Annotated in this window: 14 protein-coding genes; 2 read left to right on the forward strand and 12 right to left on the reverse strand. The window is 74.3% G+C overall.

Annotated features, from left to right (window positions below):
* Nucleotides 1–514: 514 nt before the first annotated feature.
* Entirely contained in the window at nucleotides 515–1,375 is an 861-nt protein-coding gene (locus BUB17_RS09830) for a LysR family transcriptional regulator (protein ID WP_072917725.1), read from the reverse strand.
* Nucleotides 1,376–1,444: 69 nt separating this feature from the next.
* On the opposite strand from BUB17_RS09830, the gene BUB17_RS09835 reads away from it, so the two are divergent.
* Nucleotides 1,445–2,404, forward strand: a complete 960-nt coding sequence (locus BUB17_RS09835) for an EamA family transporter (RefSeq protein WP_072917293.1) — start codon at nucleotides 1,445–1,447, stop codon at nucleotides 2,402–2,404.
* A 211-nt stretch (nucleotides 2,405–2,615) separates the two neighbouring features.
* On the opposite strand, the gene BUB17_RS09840 is transcribed toward BUB17_RS09835, so the two are convergent.
* The 11 genes from BUB17_RS09840 to BUB17_RS09890 all read right to left on the reverse strand — a co-directional run bounded on the left by BUB17_RS09840 (nucleotide 2,616) and on the right by BUB17_RS09890 (nucleotide 14,861).
* The gene (locus tag BUB17_RS09840) at nucleotides 2,616–4,202 is read right to left on the reverse strand and encodes a DUF222 domain-containing protein (protein WP_072917296.1); all 1,587 of its coding nucleotides are present in this window, start codon (nucleotides 4,200–4,202) and stop codon (nucleotides 2,616–2,618) included.
* Between the two features lie 162 nt (nucleotides 4,203–4,364).
* Complete coding sequence (locus BUB17_RS09845) at nucleotides 4,365–5,918, reverse strand: putative bifunctional diguanylate cyclase/phosphodiesterase (RefSeq protein ID WP_072917298.1); 1,554 nt, start codon at nucleotides 5,916–5,918, stop codon at nucleotides 4,365–4,367.
* Nucleotides 5,919–6,036: 118 nt separating this feature from the next.
* Entirely contained in the window at nucleotides 6,037–6,675 is a 639-nt protein-coding gene (locus BUB17_RS26785) for a hypothetical protein (RefSeq protein ID WP_072917302.1), read from the reverse strand.
* Nucleotides 6,676–6,679: 4 nt separating this feature from the next.
* Nucleotides 6,680–7,594, reverse strand: coding sequence for a MerR family transcriptional regulator (locus BUB17_RS09855; protein WP_072917305.1), 915 nt, complete (start codon nucleotides 7,592–7,594; stop codon nucleotides 6,680–6,682).
* 32 nt (nucleotides 7,595–7,626) lie between these two features.
* A complete protein-coding gene (locus tag BUB17_RS09860) occupies nucleotides 7,627–8,601 on the reverse strand; it encodes a tripartite tricarboxylate transporter substrate binding protein (protein ID WP_072917307.1) in 975 nt (324 codons plus the stop codon).
* 28 nt (nucleotides 8,602–8,629) lie between these two features.
* A complete protein-coding gene (locus tag BUB17_RS09865; protein ID WP_175561326.1) occupies nucleotides 8,630–9,298 on the reverse strand; it encodes a 3-oxoacid CoA-transferase subunit B in 669 nt (222 codons plus the stop codon).
* 114 nt (nucleotides 9,299–9,412) lie between these two features.
* Nucleotides 9,413–10,078: a 3-oxoacid CoA-transferase subunit A gene (locus tag BUB17_RS09870; RefSeq protein ID WP_072917310.1), complete on the reverse strand. Its 666-nt coding sequence runs from the start codon at nucleotides 10,076–10,078 to the stop codon at nucleotides 9,413–9,415.
* Nucleotides 10,075–11,769: a thiamine pyrophosphate-binding protein gene (locus BUB17_RS09875; protein WP_141242974.1), complete on the reverse strand. Its 1,695-nt coding sequence runs from the start codon at nucleotides 11,767–11,769 to the stop codon at nucleotides 10,075–10,077. The genes BUB17_RS09870 and BUB17_RS09875 overlap by 4 nt, the downstream gene beginning before the upstream one ends.
* A complete protein-coding gene (locus tag BUB17_RS09880; RefSeq protein WP_072917312.1) occupies nucleotides 11,750–12,718 on the reverse strand; it encodes a tripartite tricarboxylate transporter substrate binding protein in 969 nt (322 codons plus the stop codon). Before BUB17_RS09880 ends, BUB17_RS09875 begins: the two co-directional genes overlap by 20 nt.
* Entirely contained in the window at nucleotides 12,715–14,364 is a 1,650-nt protein-coding gene (locus BUB17_RS09885) for a tripartite tricarboxylate transporter permease (RefSeq protein WP_083606235.1), read from the reverse strand. The genes BUB17_RS09880 and BUB17_RS09885 overlap by 4 nt, the downstream gene beginning before the upstream one ends.
* Nucleotides 14,361–14,861: a tripartite tricarboxylate transporter TctB family protein gene (locus BUB17_RS09890; RefSeq protein WP_072917315.1), complete on the reverse strand. Its 501-nt coding sequence runs from the start codon at nucleotides 14,859–14,861 to the stop codon at nucleotides 14,361–14,363. Before BUB17_RS09890 ends, BUB17_RS09885 begins: the two co-directional genes overlap by 4 nt.
* Nucleotides 14,862–14,980: 119 nt before the next feature.
* Between BUB17_RS09890 and BUB17_RS09895 the strand changes: the two genes are divergently transcribed.
* Nucleotides 14,981–15,895 carry a LysR substrate-binding domain-containing protein gene (locus BUB17_RS09895; RefSeq protein WP_072917317.1) on the forward strand — a complete coding sequence of 305 codons (915 nt, stop codon included), beginning with the start codon at nucleotides 14,981–14,983 and terminating at the stop codon, nucleotides 15,893–15,895.
* The last annotated feature ends 2 nt before the right edge of the window (nucleotides 15,896–15,897 follow it).

The following is a 15,897-nucleotide window of genomic DNA, read 5'->3' on the forward strand; positions in this document are numbered from 1 at the left end:
CCGCGTAGACGGCCCGTCCCTGAGATGCGCCACCGGAGCGAAGCCCCTCCGACCCGACCTGATCCTCCCCGCGAGGAGGCGATAGAGAGATGAGCCCGGCTCCCCAGCCGCCCGGCCGGTCACCGCCGGACCGAGTCACGCCGTAGTTCGTTCCTCCTTCCCGCGGCCGGTCATCCTGCCGCCGAGCCCTTGCACGTCCAGGTCGTTCGTCCTCGCCGCTGCGCGGCTGCGGGCGCTCCACCTGGACCTGCAGCGGGATCGACGGCCCAAGGCCAACTACGCGGGAATCCAGCACCACCGCTCTAGACAGCGGCCCCCGTCTTCATAGAGAGCGGCCCACCTAGGGACAGAGGGACGCGAAGGCTGCGAGCAGGGACATCCGGGGCGCGGGGCGCTGACGACTACGGAAGCCGCCGGAGGCGCTGTGGGTCACGACTCGTCGTTCTGGCGTCCACGGACGGCTCGGTCCCGGACGGACGAGGCCGCCTCCGCCGGACCGTGGTGGGGCGCGCAGCTAGGTAGTCGCGTAGAGCCGAGTAATCGCATCGACCAGATCGCCCAGGCCGTTGGGGGGGTGGTCGCGCCACCAGGCGAGTCTGACGGGGATGCGGGGGCCGTCCTTGATGGGCCGGTAGGCCACCCCGGGGCGCAGGTGGTGGTGCGCAGTGGCCTCGGCGGTGGTTCCCACGCCACGCCCGGCGGCGATGGCGTCGAGCCAGCCGTCGACGTCGGTGGATTCGATGAACTGGGGCGGATGGTCGGCGCCGTGCCACAGCTGGCCGCTGGTGGTCCCGACCCGGGGATCGATGATCACGGTGCGGTCGGCGATCTCGGCCATGCTCAGCTGGCGCCGTCGCGACCACTGCGGGTCATCGGAGGCGAAGGCAACCAGCCGGCGTTCCAACCCCACCACCAGGGAGTCGAATCGCTTCTCATCGACCGGTCGCCGCACGATCGCCACATCGCACCGGCCCTCGGCCAGGCCCGCGGTGGGCGAGTTGTGCCGGACCAGCTCCAGCTCAAGCGCATCATGGCACTGAGCCCAGTCCCGGTGCAGGCGCGCGGTGTGCCGCCCGAGCGCCGCCCACGCGTACCCCAGCCGCAGGACGTCGTGGCGCGAGGTCAGGAACTCGGTGAACCTCTCCGCCTCAGCCAGCACCCTCCGGGCATACGGCAAGACCTGTTGTCCGGTGCTGGTGAGCTCGCACCCTCGCGGCACCCGCCGCAACAGCCGGTCCCCGACGGTCTTCTCCAGGCCCGCGATGGTGCGCGAGACCGCCGCCTGCGAGACGTACAACTGCGCGGCGGCCTCGGTGAACGACCCCGCCTCCGCGGCGGTGACGAAGAACCGCAGCTCTCGGAGACCCCACTCCATAATCCGAGCGTATGGCAGGGCAAAAACATGCACTAGGGTCATGCAGGGCCGCGACCCTACCGTGGGCGTATGGACATCCTCGACACCGCAGAACGCGCGCACAACACGCCTGTCGGCGGCCAGCAGCTCTCTGCTGCCACGGCGACCTCGCGTCAGCGCGGTGCCGGCATCGCGCTGATGCTCGCCAGCTCGGCGTCGAACCAGACCGGCGCCGCCCTGGGTGCGTTGGCGTTCCCGACCATCGGTCCGGTCGGCGTGGTCGCGGTCCGCCAGTTCGTCACCGCCCTCGTCCTGACGCCGATCGTGCGCCCGAAGCTCCGTGGCCTGCGCCAGGACCAGTGGTGGCCGGTCCTCGGTCTGGTAGTCGTGTTCAGCGTGATGAACCTCAGCCTGTACGCCGCGATCGAGCGCATCGGGCTCGGCCTGGCCGTCACCCTGGAGTTCCTCGGCCCGCTCACCGTCGCCATCGCCAGCTCACGACGGGCACTCAACATCGCCTGCGCCGCCCTGGCCGGGATCGGCGTGGTGGTGCTGACCAACCCCGGCCCCACCGCCAACCTCATCGGCATCGCCCTGGCCCTGCTCGCGGCGCTGGCCTGGGGCTCCTACATCCTCCTCAACCGCACCCTCGGCCAGCGGCTCCCCGGCCTGCAAGGAACCGCTGTGGCCAGCCTCGTCACCGCCGCCGCCTGGACTCCGATCGCCGTGACCTGGTTCGCCTTCCACGCCCCCACTGCCGCGGCCATCGCCCTCGCCGTCGCCTGCGGGCTGATGTCCTCGATCGCGCCCTACGTCGCCGACCTGCTCGCCCTGCGCCGAGTACCCGCCCAGATGCTTGGCACCTTCACCAGCATCAACCCCGTCTGGGCGGCCCTGGCCGGCTGGCTGGTGCTCCACCAAGCCCTCGACCTCAACGAATGGATCGGCATCGGCCTGATCGTCATCAGCAACGTCGCGATCTCCGCACGAGCATTCACCTCGTCGAAGGAACAGGTCCGAGCGGCGGCGCTCCGGGACATCGCAGACTGACCGTGGCTCGGCGGCCTACAGCGCGAGGCAGTCTCTTGTCCACCTTGCAGACACGCGTCGTCGGGGGGCCTGTGCGCTGACCTGCTACCGCCAACTCCCTGCCGTCCATTCGGAAGGTGAATTCTTGAGTGGGTCGCCAGGCGGCGCCGGGTGTCCCCTAGGCCGCCTTCAAGGACGAGGGCGGTGACTTGCATGGTCAGCAGGACAGGCTTCAAAAGGGTGGTGGGTCGTCGGCGGGGTCGGGTGCCGGTGGTGGCCGGTCGGGTGGGCTGGCCAGAACGCGAGGTCCGGTGAGGTGCAGGCCCGGTGGTCGGCTGGTGCGGGTGATGCCGGCGGGTGTGGTGACGGTGAGGATCCCGTCGGCGGTCATGGCGTAAGTCCAGCCCGGGGCGAAGGTCTTGAGCCGGTGGTGGCGGCGGCACAGGCAGCACAGGTTGGCGCAGTCGGTGGGCCGGCCGGCGGGCGTGCGGGATGACGTGGTCGGCGTCGGCCCACCCGGCGCGGTTGGCGCAGCCGGGGTGCCGGCAGGTGCGGTCCCGGGTGCGGATGAACCGCCGCTGGGCGGCGGTGGGTGCGGAGGCGCCGGTCGGCGGCGGCCGCTGGATGACCGCACAACCGCAGTCGGCCGCCGGATGGGCCGGGCAGCCGCGGCGGGCCGTTCGCGCAGGGTGGCCACCGCCCTCAGGGCGCCGCGGTCGTCGGTGAAGGAGAAGCCGATCGATCCACCGGGTGGGGTGGTCAGGCCGATGGCGTCGAGCTGGGCGAGCAGCTCGCGCACGTGCGCGGCGGTGATCGGCACCCCGGCCACCGCGCCGGTGGGCTCGGCCACCGAGCCCGGCCGGGTGCAGGCCGCCGGCAGCGGGGAGCCGCCGGCGAGGAACCGGTCGGAGGTGAGCGCGCCGAGCGGGACCTGGACGTCGAGGTGCGCGGCCACCGGCTCGGGCGCCGCCCAGGGCCGCTGGATCAGGTCGGCCAGCACCCCGAACCGCAGCATCCCGATCGGCCGGTCGTCGCCGGCCTGCTGCGCCCGCCGCGCCGGCTCGTCGATCCTCGCCTGGCAGGCGGCGGCCAGTTCGTCGGTCATGCCGGCGATCAGCTCGCTGACGCCGTCGCCCACCGGCCGACGGCGCACGGTCACCGCCTGGTGGGCGTTCTCGCGCGCCCGGTCGGACGCGGCGGCATCCCGGGCGGCCAGCTCGGCGCGCAGCCGGTCCTGCAGCCGGCGGATCGACAACCCGGCCGCCTCCGGGAGGACCGCGGCCTCGACCTCGGCGATCACCGCGGGGTCGGTGCCGCGCACCTTCTCCCCCAGCTCCTCGGCCATGGTCCGGGCGGGTGGCCAGTCCAGCCGGCCCCGCGCCAGCTCCGCCAGCGTGGCCGGCAGCGACTGCGCCAACGTCAGCGCGTGCTCGGTGAGCACCGTGGCCGTCGCCCGGGCACAGTTCAGCGTCAACGCCAGCTCGTCGACGAAGAACTCCGACACTCCCTCCGGCGCGCCCACTCCCGGTACCGAGCCGGACCCGGGGCCCGCAGCCGCACCGGGCTGGCCGGGCTGCCGGTCCAGCGACGCCGGCCGGTCGGCGGCGAACGCGGCCACCAGCTCCACCTCGTAGGCGGCCAACGCGGCCTTGAGCTGCCCCACCCGCTGCAGCTCGGCGGCCTTCTCCTCCGCCGTCCGCGCGTACACGGGCAGCACCTCGGCCAGTGCCGGTGGGGAGGTGATCGGCGGCCCGAACTCCGGCGACGGCGGCGCCAGGTCGGCCACCGTCAGGCCGACGCCGAGACCACCGGGGAACATGCCCTTACGGTAGGCCGGGGGTACGACACTTCCGGCGGCTGACCAGCGAAGACGTCGGTCGACATGGTGACCACGGGGTTGGTGCGGGCGACACGCGCAGACACGCCGCGCCGGGCGACGGCAAGCCCGTGACCAGTGGGCGCGCGGCCGCCCCACGGACGATCAGGCGGGAGCAGCGGTGCCGGTCCCCTCGGTGGGCCTGCTGGCGCCGCCGAGCAGCAGCAGCTCGGCGTCCGTGTGCTCCAGCGGCGCGGCGAACAGGTAGCCCTGCGCCGAGGCCACCTGACCGTCGCGCAGGTGGGTGCGCTGGCCTTCCTGCTCGATGCCCTCGGCGACGATCTCCAGGTCGAGGGTGTGGCCGAGGGCGATCAGCCCGCGCAGGATGGCCGGCATCGCCCCGGCCTCGTCGATGGTGCTCACGAACGACCGGTCGATCTTGAGGATGTCGACGGCGAACTGCCGCAGGTGCGACAGCGACGAGTAGCCGGTGCCGAAGTCGTCGAGCGCGACCCGCACCCCCAGGCTGCGCAGCTCGTGCAGTCGCTCGGCGGCCAGCACCGGGTCGCGCACCAGCACCGACTCGGTCAGCTCCAGGACCAGCGCCGACGGCGGCAGCCCGCTGACCGCCAGCGCCGTCCGGACGTCGGCGAGCAGGCCCGGCGACCCGAGCTGGGACGGCGAGACGTTGACCGCCATCGACAGGCCGGCCGCGGCCGGGTGGTCGCGGCGCCAGGCGGCCGCGGCCGTGCACGCCTGGCTGAGAACCCACCGGCCGATGGCGGGCACCAGCCCGATCTCCTCTGCCACCGGGAGAAACCGCTCGGGCAGCACCACGCCGAGGAGCGGGTGGTCCCAGCGGAGGAGTGCCTCGAAGCCGGTGACCCGCTCGCTGCCCAGGTCGACGACGGGCTGGTAGACCAGCCGGAACTGCTCCCCGTCCACGGCGGCCCACAGGTCGGCCTCCAGCCGGCGGCGTTCCGCGGCGGCCGAGCGCATCTGCGGGTCGAACACGACGTAGCGGCCGGCACCGGCGCCCTTGGCCCCGTACATGGCGTTGTCGGCGTCCCGCAGCAGGGACGACGCCGTCGCCGCGACGTCCCCGGTGGCGATGCCGATGCTCGCCGAGACGGTGACCCGCTGCCCGCCGAGGTCGACCGGGCCGGTGAGCGCGGCGAGCACCCGCTCGGCGATCCGGGTGGCCTCCTCTGCGCCGGGCGAGCGCTCGACGAGGATGGCGAATTCGTCGCCGCCGAGGCGGGCGAGGGTGTCCTCGGAGCGGACGGCGGACTGCAGCAGCGCGCCCACCTCGCGGATGAGCCGGTCCCCGGCGGCGTGACCGAGGGTGTCGTTGACGGCCTTGAAGCCGTCGAGGTCGACGAAGACGACGGTCACCTCGCCGCCGCTGCGCGCGGTGCGGCGCAGTGCGAGCTCGAGCCGGTCGGTGAACAGCGCCCGGTTGGCCAGCCCGGTCAAGGCGTCGGAGAAGGCCAGCGCGGCCAGGTCGGCCTCGGTGCGCCGCACCCGCCGGGCGGCGAGGGCGGCCGCACCCGCGGCGGCGGTGCCGCTGAGCAGCACGTGCAGCAGCACCTGCTCGGGGTCGCCCGCCGAGGCCCGCTCGACGAGGAGGTGGGCGGCGGCCAGCGCGGCCGCCAGGACCCCGGAGAGGACCGGGACCCGGAGGCGGCGGGCAGGGGGCCGTGCCGGTGCGTCGTCCACTGCTGGCCTCCGGTCCGAGCGCGTCCCCGTCCTCCGGAGCGCGTCACCCCGGTCGTCGGCCGGCCGGGCAGGCGCCTTGAGCGGACGGCGCCGGCTCCACCCTCTCGGGTGAGCCCGGTCAGCCGATCAGGTCGGCGACCCGCGCCGGCTCGTTGGCGACGTCCAGGTGCTCACCGGCACCGTTCCCGACGACCGTCCAGCCACGGGCCCGCGCGGCCGCGGCCTCCGCCGCGTAGGCCGGCGACAGGTGCACGTACCGGACGTCGTCGTCCGGCCATCGGTCGGGCACCGGGACGGCGACGTCGTAGAAGTCGGCCGGCAGCTCGTGCCCCTCGGCCAGCACCGCCGCCCGCAACCGCTCGTCGGGCAGCAGGCCGGTCATCGCGTCCGGCCCCCACCAGGTGGTCCAGTCGGCGATCCGGCCGTCGCGCACCAGCGGCGCGGTCAGCTCCCGGACGTCGTCCGGCCAGGCGCCGGCCGGCAGGACGGCGTCGAGCCACACGGCCCGCCGCGCGCCGACCGCGGCCGCCACGGCCGGGAGCACGATCCCCGCCCCGGAGAAGCCGACGACGACCTCCGCCGGCCCGGCCGCCGCGGCGGCGGAGATCCACCGCTGCGGCCAGCCGGGGGCGGTCGCGACCGCCGACCGCAGGTCCGGAACGGCGACCTCCCTCCCCCGCCGGCGCAGCTCCGCGGCGAGCGGCTGCAGCACCGCCGGGCCGAGCAGCGGCGGGTGGACCAGCAGCCAGGAGGACACCGGCTCACCGGGCCCGCAGGGACGCGATCCACCACTCCACGGCCGGCACCGACGGCTCGAACGGCGGCCAGTCGTTCAGGACGCCGAGCAGCTGCCAGTACCGCTCGACCCGGGCGTCGGTGAAGGTGGCCAGCCGGTCGGCGAGCCGTTCCCGGTCGCCGGCGTCCTCCCCCAGCCACTCGACGACCAGCGCCTCCGCCGCCGGGCTGCCGGGGGCGACGCGGTCCCTCAGCGCCCGCCGGCCCAGCGACACCATGCGGCCGGCGTCGGCGCCCAGCGTGTCCGGCTCCTCCGGCGTCGCCCCGGCACCGGCGAGGGCCATCTCCCGCACCCGGCCGGCGAAGGCGGGGTCGGCCGCCAGCCGCGCCAGTTCCAGCCAGGCGCCGACCTGCTCGGGCGTCGGGTCCTCGGGCAGCTCGGCCGGCAGCGTGCGCATCCCGGCGGCGATGCCGGCGCCGGGCGCGTCCTCGGGCACCCCCTCGAAGGCCCGGGCCACGAACTCGTCGATCAGCTGCTGCCGCTCCCGGGCGGACAGCGTGGCCAGGTCGTGCACGATCCCCATCTCCTCCGTCGTCGTCCCCGCCGCGGCCACGAACCTCAGCAGGGTGCGGCGCAGCCGCAGCAGCCGGATCTCGGCGTCCAGCGCGCGCACGTGCTCGGCGGCCACCTCGGCCACCGTGCACCGCCGGGCCAGCAGCTCCCGGACGGCCGGCAGTCCCAGACCCAGCTCGCGCAGTGTCCGCACCAGGTCCAGCCGGGCCACCGCCGCCGCGTCGTAGAGCCGGTAGCCGCCGGCCGAGCGGGCCGGCGGGTCCACCAGGCCCGCGTCGGACCAGAAGCGGACCGTCCGCACCGGGACGCCGAGCCGCGCGGCCAGCTCCCCGATGGTCAGCGCCGTTCCGTCCACGCCACCGACCATGCACCCTCCAGCCGCTGGAGGGTCAACACCGGTCAGCCGAGGAGGGGCTCGTACACCTCCTGCGTGCGGTCGAGGACCTGCTGCAGCTCGTCGGCGCCGCGGAACTCCTCGTCGATGTACTCCTCGCCCACCTGCTCGACGACCGCCGGGTCGTCGTGCGCGGTGCGCAGCGCGTCCTCGAGGACGGTGACGACCTCCTCGGGCATCCCGGCGGGGCCGGCGAGGCCGAACGTCGACCCGGACAGGGTCAGCTCCGGGAAGCCGGACTCGACCAGGGTGGGCGTGTCCGGCAGCCAGGACAGCCGCTCCTCCGAGGAGACCGCCAGCGGCCGGAACTGCCCGCCGTCGATGTTCGCCGTGACGTCGGAGGAGGCGTTGATGAGGACGGCGTCGACGTTCCCGCCGAGCAGCGCCGTCGTCATCTCCGCGTTGCCGTTGAACGGCACCGCCGTCACCTCGACGCCGTACTCCTCGCTCAGCCGCCGCAGCTCGATGCCCTGCGGGGTCGAGGCGCCCGGCACGCCGACCGTGAGGACGCCCGGCTGCTGCTCGGCGGCCGTGAAGAAGTCCGCGGCGGCCTGGTAGGGGGAGTCGGCGCCGACCGCCAGGACGGAGGGCACCTCGGACATCACCCCGATCGGCGTGACGTCGTCCTTGCTGTACCCCACCTCGTTGGCCAGCGGGGTGAGGACCAGCGTCCCCGCGGTCACCAGCGACAGGGTGTACCCGTCGGGCGCGGCGCCGATCAGCTCCTGGGTGGCGAGCGCCCCGGAACCGCCGGGCAGGTTCTCGACCACCACGGTCTGCCCCAGCTGCTCCTCCAGCGAGGTGCCGTACGCGCGGGCGGTCAGGTCGGTGGGGCCGCCGGCCGCGTACGGGACGAGGAGCCGGATCTCCTCGCTCGGGTAGGCGGCCGCGTCGCCGCCCGCGCTCCCTCCCTGCTCCGCGCAGGCGGTGAGCAGGCCGACGGCGGTCAGCGCGGCGAGGGTCCGGACGGAACGGGGCATCGTTGCCTCCAGGGGCGTCGGGGTGGGGTCAGTCGGGGTGGACGACGGCGAGGTCGGGTGCGAACCGGAGCGCGGCACCGGTCACGGCCTGCAGGGCGTCGGGCGTGACGCCGGGCGCCACCTCCCGGACGACGAAGCCCTCGGGGCCGACGTCGAGGACCGCGAGGTCGGTGTAGACCCGGTCCACGACCGCCGCGGCGGTGAGCGGGTAGCTGCAGCGGGACAGGAGCTTGGGGCGCCCGTCCCGCGTGGTGTGGGTGGTCACGACCAGGACCCGCCGGGCGCCCACGGCCAGGTCCATCGCCCCGCCCACGGCCGGTGGCAGCGCCGCCTCGTCGGTGGCCCAGTTCGCCAGGTCGCCGGTCTCGGACACCTGGAACGCCCCCAGCACGGAGACGTCCAGGTGGCCGCCGCGCATCATCACGAACGCGTCGGTGTGGTGGAAGAAGGAGCCGCCCGGCAGCAGGGTCACCGGCTGCTTGCCGGCGTTGATCAGCTCCGGGTCCTCCTGACCCGGGGCCGGCGCCGGGCCCATCCCGAGGATGCCGTTCTCGCTGTGGTAGACGATCTCCTTGTCCGGCCCCACCACGTCGGCGACCAGGGTGGGCAGGCCGATCCCGAGGTTGACGTAGGAGCCGTCGGGGATGTCGCGGGCCACCCGGCGGGCGACGTCGGCCGGGGACAGCGGGCGGATCACGACCCCTCCTCGCCGGCGCTCGTCGGTCTCGTGCCCGCGGATGCCGTGCCCCTGCGTGACCTCGTGAGCTCGATCACGTGCCCTCCTCGCCGGCGCTCGTCGGTCTCGTGCCCCTCACGGAGCCACCTCCACGACGCGGTCGACGAAGATGCCCGGCGTCACGACGGCCTCGGGGTCGAGCTCGCCCAGCTCCACGAACTGCCGCACCTGGACGACGGTGAGCGCGGCCGCCGTCGCCATCGTCGGGCCGAAGTTCCGGGCCGCGGTGCGGTAGACGAGGTTGCCCCAGCGGTCGGCGCGGTCGGCCTTGATGAGCGCGACGTCGGCCGGCAGGGGCCGTTCGAAGACCTGGCGGCGGCCGTCGAGGACCCGCACCTCCTTGCCCTCCGCGAGCAGCGAGTCCGCGCCGGTGGGGGTGAAGAAGCCGCCGAGGCCGGCGCCGGCCGCGCGCATCCGCTCGCTGAGGGTGCCCTGCGGGACGAGTTCCAGCTCGATGTCGCCGGTCCGCCAGAACTGCTCGAACCACACCGAGCCGGCCGAGCGGGGGTAGGAGCAGATGATCCGGCGGACCCGGTGCTCGCGGATCAGCGCCGCGATGTCGGTCTCCCCGCTGCCGGCGTTGTTGGTGACCACCGTGAGGTCGCGGGCTCCCTGCTCCAGCAGGGCGTGCACCAGCTCGACGGGGACGCCGGAGTTGCCGAAACCCCCGACGAGCACGGTGGCGCCGTCGGCGATGTCGGCAACGGCCTCGGCTGGCGTGGCCACCCGCTTGTCGATCACGAGCCCCCCTGGCGGCGCCGGTACCAGCGGGGCGAGGTGGACGGCGGTGGGGTGAGGGCCGCCCGGACCACCAGGACGTCCGGGCCGGCGGCGTCGAGGCTCTCGGACAATGCGGCGGCGAACTCCTCGCCGAAGCCGTCGACCGCGCGGGCCGGCACGCCGAAGGACCGCGCGAGGGCGACGAAGTCCGGGGTGGCCAGGTCCACGCCGCGGGTCGGGACACCGGAGTGCACCTGGTCGAACCGGAGCATCCCGTAGCCGCCGTCGTCGACGAGGACCGTCGTGACCGGCAGCTGCTCCTGGACGAGGGTGGCGAGCTCTCCGCAGGCGAACAGGAAGCCGCCGTCCCCGACGAGGGCCACGGCCCGCCCCCGGCCGGCCAGCGCGGCGCCGATCGCGGCGGGGAAGGCGTAGCCGAGCGTCCCCCAGCCCAGCGCGTAGGCCAGCCGCCGCGGTCCGGGCACCCGGGCGAAGGCGGCGGCCCAGTAGCCGGCGATGCACATGTCCGCCAGCAACACCCCCGTCCGGTCGGAGACCCGGTCGAGCGTGTCGAGCAGCGCCTCGGCCTGGGGCTCGTCCGCGCGCACCAGCGCCCGCACCTCCCGGGCCGTCGCGTCGAGGGTCTCGCGGAGGGCGGGCAGGTCCTCCCGCTGCGGCAGGCCGTCGAGCAGGGCGGTGAGCACGGCGGCCACGTCGCCGGTCACCACGACGTCGGCCGGGTAGTTCTTCGCGGCGTCGGCGGGGTCGACGTTGACCGCGAGCAGCGCCGGCGGGCGGGGCATGGCCCAGTTCTGGGTGTTCGTCCCGTCGAGGTCGCTGCCCAGGGAGACCACCAGGTCCGCCTCGTCCCACAGCCGGCCGACCGCGGGGACGTGCGGCGGGCCGGGCACCAGGCAGGGGTGGTCGGGCGGCAGCAGGCCGCGTCCGGCGAAGGTGGTGACCACCGGGGCGGCCAGGCGCTCGGCGAGCTCGCCGACGAGGTCGCCGGCCCCGGAGCGCAGCGCCCCGCCACCGGCCCACACCAGCGGGCGGCGGGCGCCGGCGAGCAGCTCGCGGGCGCGGGCCAGCTGGTCGCCGTCCACCGGCGGTTGCGGATCCGGCGGCGCCGGCGCGCGCTCGGGGCGGCCCGCCGGTGCGCTCAGCAGGTCGGTGGGGACCCCGAGGTAGACGGGCCCGGTGGCCGGCCGCAGGGCGACCGAGCCGGCGCGGACGGTATCGGCGTAGAGGTCCCCGGCCGCCGCCGACACGACGGTGGCCTTGGTGACCGGGGCGAACATCGCGGCCTGGTCACGGGTCTCGTGCAGGACGCCGCGGTACACGCCGGGGCGCCGCAGCGTCGACGGGATGTCGGTCGCCACGACCAGCACCGGCGCACCCGAGGCCATCGCCTCCCCGGTGGCACCGAGGGTGTTCGCCGCCCCGGGCCCCGTGGTGACGACGGCGACGCCGAGCCGGCCGGTCGCGCGGGCGTACCCGTCGGCCGCGTACACCGCGGTCTGCTCGTGCCGAACCCCGACCACCTGCAGGCCGGCCGCGTCGGCGGCCTCCCAGACGGCGAGGTTGTGCACGCCGGGCAGCCCGAACACCGTCTGCACGCCGAGGTCCTGGAGAGCCGCGACCAGGGCGTCGGCGCCCGTCTCGGACCGGTCCTCGCCCGCGGCCCCGGTCGCCTCAGTCGCCGACGACGCCACGGAAGGTCTCCTCCGTCTCGGCGAACAGGTCGGCGAGCTCCGCGCTGCCCAGGAATTCCTCCGGCACGTACCGGGGGTCCAGGGCCTCGACGACCGCCTCGTCCTCGCTGGCGCTGCGCAGGGCGTCCTCGAGGGTGGCGACGACCTCCTCCGGCGTCCCCGCGGGCGCGATGACGCCGAAGGTCGTGGTGCTCTGGGTCAGCTCCGGATAGCCCGCCTCCACCAGGGTCGGCGCGTCGACGTAGTCCAGCCGCTCGTCGGTGCCGACGGCCAGCACCCGCAGGTCACCGGCCTCGATCGCCGGGAGGAGGTCCTGCGAGAGGTTGGCGAAGCCCGCGGTGACGTTGCCGCCCAGCAGCGCCGTCTGCACCTCGGAGTTGCCCTCGAAGGGGACGACGGTCAGGGGGATGTCGTACAGCTGGGTGATCCGCTGGGTCTCGGCGGCGTGGGTGTTGGTGGCGCCCGGCGTCCCGACGGTGATCGCCTGGGGGTCCTGCCGCGCGGCCTCGAACAGCGACTCCACGTCCTGGTACGGGGAGTCGGCGGGCACGACGATGCCCGAGGGCACCTGGGTGACCACGCCGACCGGCGCGAGGTCCTCGCGGGTGTAACCGACGTCGTTGGACAGGTAGTTGAGCACCGCCGTCGGCAGGGCCGTCATCGACAGCGTGTGGCCGTCGGGCTCGGCGGAGATCATCTCGACGTACGCGGTGGCACCGGAGGCCCCGGGCAGGTTCTCGACCACGACCGGCCGGCCGAGCTCCTGCTCCAGGTGCGCACCGACCGCCCGCGCCGCGATGTCGGTCGGGCCACCGGCGGTGTAGGGCACCAGCAGCCGGACGTCCTCCGACGGGTAGTCGGCGGCGGCGACGGAACTGGAGTCCTCCGCGCACCCGGCGAGGGCGGCGGCGGTGACCAGCAGGGCGGCGAGGGAGCGCAGGGATCTCATCGTTCTCCAGGGGTCGACGCGGCGTCGGAGTCGGTGCTGTCGGACGTGTGCCGTGCGTTGCGCCCGGTGGCCGGCTCGGCGCTGAGGCCGGGTTCGCCCTCGACGGGACCGGTCCCGTCCTCGCGGCCGAACTCGTCCTCGGGGTCGACCTGCCGGAACGCGGCACGCCGCCGCCGGGCCATGACGAGGCTGAGGATGACCACCGCGGCCATGACGGCCAGCAGGCCGCCGGACAGCGGCCGGGTGACGAAGATGCCGAGGCTGCCGCCGGACAGCAGCATCGACTGCCGGAACGCCCGCTCCATGATCTCGCCGAGCACGAAGGCGAGGACCAGCGGACCGGGCTCGAAGCCGGTCTTCTTCATCAGCCAGCCGATGACGCCGAAGACCAGCACGACCCACATGTCGAAGGAGTCGTTGCTGACCGAGAAGACGCCGGCCATGGTCACCAGCAGCGCGAAGGCGGCGAGGATGCCGGCCCGCACCCGGAGCAGCTGCACGAAGACCCCGACCAGCGGGATGTTCAGGGCCAGCAGCATCACGTTGCCGACGACCATCGAGGCGATGACGCCCCAGAAGATCTCCGGCTCCTCGGTGATCAGCTGCGGACCCGGGGTGATCCCCTGCACCAGCAGGGCACCGAAGATCAGCGCCAGCACCACGTTGGCCGGGATGCCGAGGGTCAGCAGCGGGATGAACGCCGAGGTGGAGGAGGCGTTGTTCGCCGTCTCCGGCCCGGCCACGCCCTCGATCGCGCCCTTGCCGAAGCGGCTGGGGTCCTTGGCGCGCCGTTTCTCCAGCGCGTAGGAGGCCAGCGAGGAGATCACCCCGCCGCCGCCGGGCAGCACGCCGATGACGAAGCCGAGCACCGAGCCGCGGGCGATGGCCCCCGAGGAGTCCTTGAAGTCCTTGCGGGTCGGCCAGATGTGTTTGATCTTCTTGGTGACCGCCTGCACCTTCTCCGTGCGCTCCAGGCTGTGCAGGATCTCCCCTACCCCGAACAGGCCCATGGCCACCGCGACGAAGTCCAGCCCGTCGAAGAGCGCGACCGAGCCGAACGTGAACCGGGTGGTGCCGGTGATGGGGTCCTGCCCCATGGTGGCCAGCAGCAGGCCCAGCGCCGCCATCGACAGGCTCTTCAGCGGGCTCCCGCTGCCGAGGTAGGTGACCAGCAGGATGCCCAGCGCGGTCAGCGCGACGTACTCCGGCGGGCCGAAGGAGACCGCCAGGTCGGCCAGCGGCGGGGCCAGCAGCATCAGCCCGAGGACCGACAGGATGCCGCCGACGAACGAGCCGACGGCAGCGATGCCCAGCGCCGGCCCGGCCCGGCCCTGCTTGGCCATCTGGTAGCCGTCGAAGGTGGTCACGACCGAGGCCGCCTCACCCGGGAGGCGCAGCAGCACCGAGGTGATCGTCCCGCCGTACATCGAGCCGTAGTAGATGCCGGCCAGCAGGATCACCGCGGTCGCGGGCTCGATGGTGTACGTCAGCGGCAGCAGCAGCGCGATCGTGGCGGTGGGGCCCAGACCGGGCAGCACGCCGATGACGGTGCCGATCAGCACCCCGGCGAAGACGTAGAGCAGGTTGATCGGGTCGAGGGCGACCGCGAAGCCCTGGGCGATGCCGTCGAAGATGCCCACCGTCATGCCCCCAGCAGCTGGTCGACGGGGCCCGCGGGGAACGGCACGCCGAGGGCGACCACGAAGACCAGGTGGAGGACGACCGCCCCGGCCACGGCGAGGACCAGGGCCATCCGCCAGGACTCGCCGCCCAGGAAGCGCAGCCAGGCGAGCAGCAGCAGGAACGCCGGGACGACGAAGCCGATCGTCTGGAACAGGACGACGAAGAGGGCCAGGCCGGCCAGGCCCGCGACGATGCGCGCCGTCCCGGCCGTCCAGGGCTCGTAGTCCTCCGCGGGGTCGAGGAACAGCAGCACGACGGCCGTGCCGGTCAGCAGCGCGGCCACGATGGCCGGCCACAGACCAGGGCCGGGCGCGGTGAACTCGCCGAGGCCCATGTCCCGAGCCATGAGCAGGGCTCCCACCCCCAGGGCCAGCAGCAGGAGCGGGGCGATCCGGTGCAGCTGGGACCGGGCGGACCGGGGGTGTCGTGCGGGTGCCGGTGCTGGAGCAGACGTGGACATGGGCTCCTCGTCGGGTCGCGGCCGGGTGTGGCACCCGACACTAGAAGCGGTCATTGTTCGTGGTCCAATTCCAGATCGGCGCGCCGCTCATAAGGCGTGCGCATCAATCGGGAGGTTCCGTGGAACTGCGCCACCTGCGGGCCTTCACCGCCGTCGCCGAGGAGCTGCACTTCGGCCGGGCGGCCCGCCGCCTGCACGTCGCCCAGCCGGCGCTGAGCCAGCAGGTCAAGCAGCTCGAGCAGGACGTCGGCGCGGTGCTGCTCGAGCGGACCACCCGGCAGGTGCGGCTCACCAGCGCGGGCACGGTGTTCCTCATGCACGCCCACCGCGTCCTGCGGGAGGCCGAGCTGGCCCGCGAGTCGGTGCTGGTCACCGAACGGGGCGAGCGCGGTGAGCTGCGCGTGGGGGTCACCGGCGTGATCACCTGGCGGCTGCTCCCCCGCATGGCGCGCGCCTACCGCCGGCGCTACCCGCTCGTCCGGCTGGAGCTGCGGCCGTCGGTGTTCAGCGCCGCCCAGGTGAGCGCACTTCTCGACGGCCGGATCGACGTCGGGTTCCTGCGCGCACCGGTGCCGGCGGGGCCGCTGGCCAGCCGGGTCCTCCTCAACGAGTCGCTGATGGCCGTGCTCCCCGTGGACCACCCGCTGGCCGGCCAACCGGAGGTCCACCTGGCCGACCTGGCCGACGAGAACTTCGTCAGCTACGTCTCGATGCAGGGCTCGGCCCTGCGGGACGCCGCGGTGCACGCCTGCTTCAGCGCGGGCTTCACCCCCCGCGTGGTCCAGGAGGCGCCGGACACGCACACCGTCGTCGCGCTGGTCGGTGCCGCGGTCGGCGTGGCCCTGATGCCCGCGTCGGCCGAGACGCTGCAGATCGAGGGCGTCGTCTTCACCCCGATCGCCGGCGGGGTCGACGTCCGGGTGCCGATCGCCCTCGCGTGGCGCGCGGGCGATCCCTCGCCGGTGCTGGCGAACTTCCTCGCCACCGCCGAGGAGGTGCTGCCCAGCCCCGGACCGGGGTCGGGCGGGCACTGACC

This window comes from Geodermatophilus obscurus (genome assembly GCF_900143215.1).
GTDB classification, from domain to species: domain Bacteria; phylum Actinomycetota; class Actinomycetes; order Mycobacteriales; family Geodermatophilaceae; genus Geodermatophilus; species Geodermatophilus obscurus_A.

Coding starts and splice junctions, on each gene's coding strand:
- BUB17_RS09860 (WP_072917307.1), bottom strand. CDS start 8,601: ATGCCCCGTTCCGTCCGGACCCTCGCCGCGCTGACCGCCGTCGGCCTG.
- BUB17_RS09835 (WP_072917293.1), top strand. CDS start 1,445: ATGGACATCCTCGACACCGCAGAACGCGCGCACAACACGCCTGTCGGC.
- BUB17_RS09830 (WP_072917725.1), bottom strand. CDS start 1,375: ATGGAGTGGGGTCTCCGAGAGCTGCGGTTCTTCGTCACCGCCGCGGAG.
- BUB17_RS09885 (WP_083606235.1), bottom strand. CDS start 14,364: ATGACGGTGGGCATCTTCGACGGCATCGCCCAGGGCTTCGCGGTCGCC.
- BUB17_RS09840 (WP_072917296.1), bottom strand. CDS start 4,202: ATGTTCCCCGGTGGTCTCGGCGTCGGCCTGACGGTGGCCGACCTGGCG.
- BUB17_RS09890 (WP_072917315.1), bottom strand. CDS start 14,861: ATGTCCACGTCTGCTCCAGCACCGGCACCCGCACGACACCCCCGGTCC.
- BUB17_RS09880 (WP_072917312.1), bottom strand. CDS start 12,718: ATGAGATCCCTGCGCTCCCTCGCCGCCCTGCTGGTCACCGCCGCCGCC.
- BUB17_RS09855 (WP_072917305.1), bottom strand. CDS start 7,594: ATGGTCGGTGGCGTGGACGGAACGGCGCTGACCATCGGGGAGCTGGCC.